The organism is Peribacillus sp. P4_D6 (assembly GCF_056401795.1).
Map to the genome: position 1 here is coordinate 1 of NZ_JBFUIQ010000185.1, position 5,530 is coordinate 5,530.

At 41.9% G+C, this 5,530-nt stretch carries 5 protein-coding genes; all 5 read left to right on the forward strand.

Going from position 1 to position 5,530, the window contains the following annotated elements; all coding sequences use genetic code 11:
• A partial coding sequence (locus tag AC1DVB_RS24845) for a M20/M25/M40 family metallo-hydrolase (RefSeq protein WP_477591435.1) occupies positions 1–672 on the forward strand: 672 nt, incomplete at its 5' end.
• Positions 673–749: 77 nt separating this feature from the next.
• Positions 750–1,598: a putative beta-lysine N-acetyltransferase gene (gene ablB / locus AC1DVB_RS24850; RefSeq protein ID WP_057277900.1), complete on the forward strand. Its 849-nt coding sequence runs from the start codon at positions 750–752 to the stop codon at positions 1,596–1,598.
• An 82-nt stretch (positions 1,599–1,680) separates the two neighbouring features.
• Entirely contained in the window at positions 1,681–3,060 is a 1,380-nt protein-coding gene (locus AC1DVB_RS24855) for a sigma-54 interaction domain-containing protein (RefSeq protein ID WP_477591437.1), read from the forward strand.
• 118 nt (positions 3,061–3,178) lie between these two features.
• On the forward strand, positions 3,179–4,582 hold the full coding sequence (gene kamA, locus AC1DVB_RS24860) for a lysine 2,3-aminomutase (protein ID WP_230135671.1): 1,404 nt from the start codon (positions 3,179–3,181) through the stop codon (positions 4,580–4,582).
• A 1-nt stretch (position 4,583) separates the two neighbouring features.
• On the forward strand, positions 4,584–4,865 hold the full coding sequence (locus AC1DVB_RS24865; RefSeq protein ID WP_477591440.1) for a YokU family protein: 282 nt from the start codon (positions 4,584–4,586) through the stop codon (positions 4,863–4,865).
• Positions 4,866–5,530: the final 665 nt, after the last annotated feature.

A 5,530-nucleotide genomic window follows, 5' to 3' on the forward strand; every position in this document is an offset into this window, starting at 1 on the left:
TTACAGCAAGGTTCGATGTGGTTTCGACTGAGAATAAAAGGCAAGTCTGCACATGGAGGCACTAGGTATGAAGGAGTCAGTGCAATTGATAAAGCGGTTGTTGTAATGAAAGAAATCAAGATGCTTGAACAAGAACGGAATGAGTCACTCCGTCATTCACTCTATAAAAATGTCCCTATCCCCATTCCAATCAATATTGGTAGCATTCAAAGCGGGAATTGGCCTTCCTCCGTGCCGGATACAGCCGTCCTGGAAGGAAGATTCGGCATCGCCCCTACAGAAACCATGGAAGATGCACAAGAATCGCTGAAGGAGCGAATAGATGCTTTAAACGAGAGTGATGCATGGTTCAAAGAAAGACCTATTGAATTAGAATGGTTTGGGGCCAGATGGCTGCCTGGCAATCTCGAAATCAATCACCCGCTCATGAAGACAATTAGCACATACTATGAAAAAGTGGTCGGGGAAGAACCGCTTGTCGAAGCTTCACCATGGGCGACGGATGGAGGGTATCTTTCATCGGTTGGTTCTACCCCCGTCGTTGTGTTTGGACCGGGGGAAACGAAGATGGCCCATGATTCGAACGAATATATAGAGGTGGATAAAATGTTGGAAGTTGCAGAAATCATCGCATTGACCATTATTGAATGGTGTGGGGTGGACCAGGAATAATCATTTTTCCAAGGTCTGATCCGGGAAGGGTCAGGCCTTTCGCAACAATTTTCGAAGATGTGAAAGGAGCGGGACAAATGGAGGCTGGAATCATCGAAAAAAGAATTCGAAAGCCAATGTGCACCATACATATTACGATCGACCATTTTAATAAGCGAATCAGGGTTGATGACTATCTAGGGCATTTTCAAGAATGCGTGGAGGAAACCTTGAAGGTGGCTAAAAGCATATCAGCAGAAAAAATCATCTTCAAGTCCCGCAAGGAAAACGTTATGGCATTGCTTGCTCAGGGCTTCCTATATGAAGGAAGCATCGATAAATTCTTTTTGGGAAGCGATTGTTTCTTCCTTGTTAAATATAACCGGAATGAAAGGCGCAATAGTGCTGAATGGGAAAGGGAAGATCAAATCCTTACCGATGTTCAGATGCTGCCGATTAAATCCGGACTGGATGAACCGCCGTCAGCCTATCAAGGCCGTAAAGCTGAAGTGGCAGATGCACTTCAGCTGGCCCAACTGTATGGGAAGGTTTTCGAGGTGTATCCCACACCGATGAATGATCCGGTATATGTGAAAAAGTGCATGGAAATGGGAACGGTTTTTTATATTTATGTCCATGAAGAGAGGATCGTAAGTGCTGCTTCCGCAGAAATTAATTCCTTTTACCATAATGCAGAAATCACTGATTGTGCGACATTGCCGGAACATCGGCAGTACGGCTTGATGAAACACTTGATTTCCGCGCTTGAAGACTATCTTATTTCACACGGCATTTATTGTATCTATTCGATTGCCCGGTCGCTCTCGTTCGGCATGAATGCTGCATTGCATCAGCATGGATACTCGTACCGCGGACGTTTGGCCAATAATTGTTATATCTTTGATAAGCTGGAAGATATGAATCTTTGGGTGAAAAACTTTAGTTGAATGCTCATTTTTAGGCGGTTCATGACAAGTTTTTGGCATTTCCTCATATACATCTAGCAAGAAGGTATTGAGGAGGGATAGCTTGCCTAGTGAATTTTTTAATACAAGTGAAGTGTTGGAAGCGATATTAGAAACCATTGATGAAGGCATTCATGTGATAGATCCAAAAGGACAGACCATCTTTTATAACGAAGTGGCCGCCAATCATGATGGGATGAAAAGAAGTGAAGTGCTCGGGAAACCGTTGCTTGAAGCGTTCCCTTCTTTGAATCACAAATCATCGACGTTACTCCGGGTCATTAAATCTGAAAAACCAATCTATAACTATAGTCAATCGTATGTAAATGCTCATGGGCGTATCATTGAGACGCTAAATACTACTCTACCCATATATGTAGATGGGTTTATGATAGGTGCAATCGAGATTGCAAAGGATTATTCAAGCTTGAAGCAATTATCGGAAAGGTTAGCTGATCTGGAAAGCTCGCTCAAGACAATCAAAAGTCCTCAAAGGAAAACGACTGGGAACGGCGGATTGTATTCTTTCACTGAAATCCTGACAAGTGATAAGGGGTTTAAAGGTTTGATATCCCAAGGTAAAAAGGCTGCCCGCTCCACCTCATCAGTATTGGTTTATGGGGAAAGCGGTGTAGGAAAAGAGCTTTTTGTTCAAAGCATCCACCAGGAATCGAGCCGCAGTAATGAACCTTTCATCGCTCAAAATTGTGCGGCCTTACCAGAAAGTTTATTGGAATCGCTTCTATTCGGTACGGCAAAAGGAAGCTACACTGGTGCTGTGGAGCGACAGGGATTGTTTGAATTGGCCAACGGAGGAACCTTGTTTTTGGATGAATTGCAATCGATGCCGATTGACTTGCAGGCAAAGCTTCTGCGCGTGCYTGAAGATGGGTTCATCAGGAGGATAGGTGGCACAAAAAGTGTACAGGTGAATGTCAGGATCATGGCAGCGATGAATATTGATCCGAAAAAGGCCGTATCGGAAAATAGGCTAAGGCCGGATTTATTTTACCGATTGAACGTATTGAGCTACGAGCTGCCTCCGCTAAGGGAGCGGATTGATGATATAGAGCTTCTTTCTGAACATTTCATATCAATATTTAACAGTAAATTAGGACTGTCCATAAAAGGCATGGATGAGAAGACAAAGGATTTTTTTCGGAAATATGATTGGCCTGGAAATGTAAGGGAACTTAAACATACGATAGAATTCATGATGAACCATACGGAGAATGATGTATTGAATCTTGAAGATTTGCCCCAGTTTTTAAAGAAGCGCAACCCATTCGAAAAAATACTTCCGCTTCGTGAGGCCATGATTGAGATGGAAACAAAATTGATTACCGAGGCCCTTCTTCAAACGAACGGTAACGTTTTCCAAGCATCGAAGCTATTGCAAATTCCAAGACAGACCTTGCAATATAAAATAAAAAAACATATTTGATGGAAAAAATCCGGATGCAGCCTGCAGTCCGGTTTTTTTTATGGGCATTCGAATTTTTGGGTCATTTTGGCATCCTTCTTGCATTTAATACTACTATCATAACTCAGGAGGTATAACCATGTTATTTGACTTATATAAGCCAGACCGCAATTGGAAAGATATAGAGCTATGGAAAGATGTAACCGAAGAACAATGGAACAACTGGCTGTGGCAGCTTACAAATACGATTCGAACAGTTGATGATTTGAAAAAAGTGATAAACCTGACTCCGGATGAAGAGGAAGGCGTGAGGATTTCCACGAAAACCATTCCATTGAATATCACCCCATACTATGCTTCGTTAATGAATAAAGATGACCCAAGGTGTCCAATCAGAATGCAATCGGTCCCAATCTCGGAAGAAATGCATAAAACCAAATATGACATGGAAGACCCCCTGCATGAGGATGAGGACTCCCCTGTACCGGGATTGACCCATAGATATCCGGATCGCGTTCTTTTTTTGGTGACGAATCAATGTTCCATGTACTGCCGTTATTGTACGCGAAGACGTTTTTCAGGCCAAATTGGCATGGGCGTGCCAAAAAAACAATTGGACGCAGCAATCGGTTATATACGTGACACACCGGCAGTTCGGGATGTCCTTATTTCCGGCGGGGACGGATTATTGATCAATGACACGATCCTTGAATATATCCTCAAAAACTTAAGGGAAATTCCTCATGTTGAAATAATCAGGATAGGTACACGGGCACCGGTTGTTTTTCCTCAAAGAATCACTGGAGATTTATGTGCCATTTTAAAAAAATATCATCCGGTTTGGCTGAATACTCATTTCAATACTTCGATAGAAATTACCGAAGAGTCAAAGAAAGCATGTGAGATGCTTGCCGATGCGGGTGTACCTGTAGGCAACCAGGCAGTTATTTTAGCGGGGATAAATGACAGTGTCGCAATCATGAAAAAGCTGATGCATGATCTTGTTAAGATCCGTGTCCGCCCTTACTATATCTATCAGTGCGACCTCTCGGAAGGGATCGGTCATTTCAGGGCACCCATTTCAAAAGGAATTGAAATCATCGAAGGGCTCCGGGGCCATACATCCGGGTATGCAGTGCCTACCTTCGTCGTCGATGCTCCAGGAGGAGGAGGGAAAATCACCCTGCAGCCGAATTATATCCTTTCACAATCCCCAACAAAAACGGTGCTGCGCAATTTCGAAGGTGTGATAACCACATATCCTGAACCTGAGCAATATACACCAGGACTTGCAGATGATTATTTCAAAGGGGTATATCCTGATATGGAAGAAAAACAGTCAGATATAGGTGTATCTGGTTTAATGAACGACAAGCAATTCAATTTAGTGCCTGAAGGGCTTAAGCGAATGAATAGACGGGACAATTACGTGACCAACCCAGAGCATGCTTCATTGAAAAACCAACGTGAAAAGCGAGATCTGTTAAAAGAAAAGAAATTCCAGGCACAGCAAAAAAAGGGCACTCCAAAAGGGGATGAATAGCATGGAGACGTGTCCATGGTGTGAGGTCGGAACATTACAATCGGTAACCGATACAGTGTTTTGGGAGTTGCCAGATGGATCGAGAGCGGTTGAAATTGATGAAACGCCATCGTTCTATTGTGATAATTGCCAAGCGCTATTTCAGAGTGATGAAACGACTAAAGAGATTGAAGACCAGCTGTTTTTAATTAATACGAAAGAGTTAGGGAAACAGACGACGTATGACGAGTTATTGAAGATGAAGCGGTTGTTAAAGCGGAATTATTTTGATTTTGGAAAATGAAAAATAATTAGAAGTTGCCTCATCATCTACTTTTTTGGTGAGGTTTTTCTGTGCGCCCGGCGGTGCGGTCTATAGGGTGCACATCTCGAACAGTGAAGGCATTATTAGTGACGCGGAATTCTGAAGGAAGCAAACGGTATATTGAGATATATTATTTTGGAAGCCTCTTTTGGAGAGGTCTTTTTAAATTTCTTCAAAGGGTATTAGGGTAGATGTAAATTTTATTTTCAAAATACGAAGAGCAGAAATAATAATGAAAGACCAATCGTACAAAATTAAAATCCCTGCGGCTGTTGTAAAGGAAAGGAAAATTGAAGAGCCTGTTATTTTATATCAATGGCCGGTCCAAGAAAAAATCCAGTACCAATAGTGCAGCCAACCCCTATCAAGGCCAATTGCAACCATTTTAAATCTTCATCTTCACTCCCTTACTTTGACCACTAGGAATAAAAAAATCCATGCAGTATCTCCTCCTCACATATTCAAATTTCTTTTCAAAGCAAGTAGGTATTTAGATTACCTGTTTCTCTGAACATTCCCCAAATGAATTCATATATATATCCCGCCTATAAGTATGATTGTGAGAAATTACCATTCTTAATATGCATTTTTTTGGATAACTTCATTTTTTGTGGATAACTTAGAAATGAATCTTAAAAGAAAGG

Excerpts from the sequence above, each read along its gene's own strand:
- ablB (WP_057277900.1), top strand. The coding sequence starts at position 750 with ATGGAGGCTGGAATCATCGAAAAAAGAATTCGAAAGCCAATGTGCACC.
- kamA (WP_230135671.1), top strand. The coding sequence starts at position 3,179 with ATGTTATTTGACTTATATAAGCCAGACCGCAATTGGAAAGATATAGAG.
- AC1DVB_RS24865 (WP_477591440.1), top strand. The coding sequence starts at position 4,584 with ATGGAGACGTGTCCATGGTGTGAGGTCGGAACATTACAATCGGTAACC.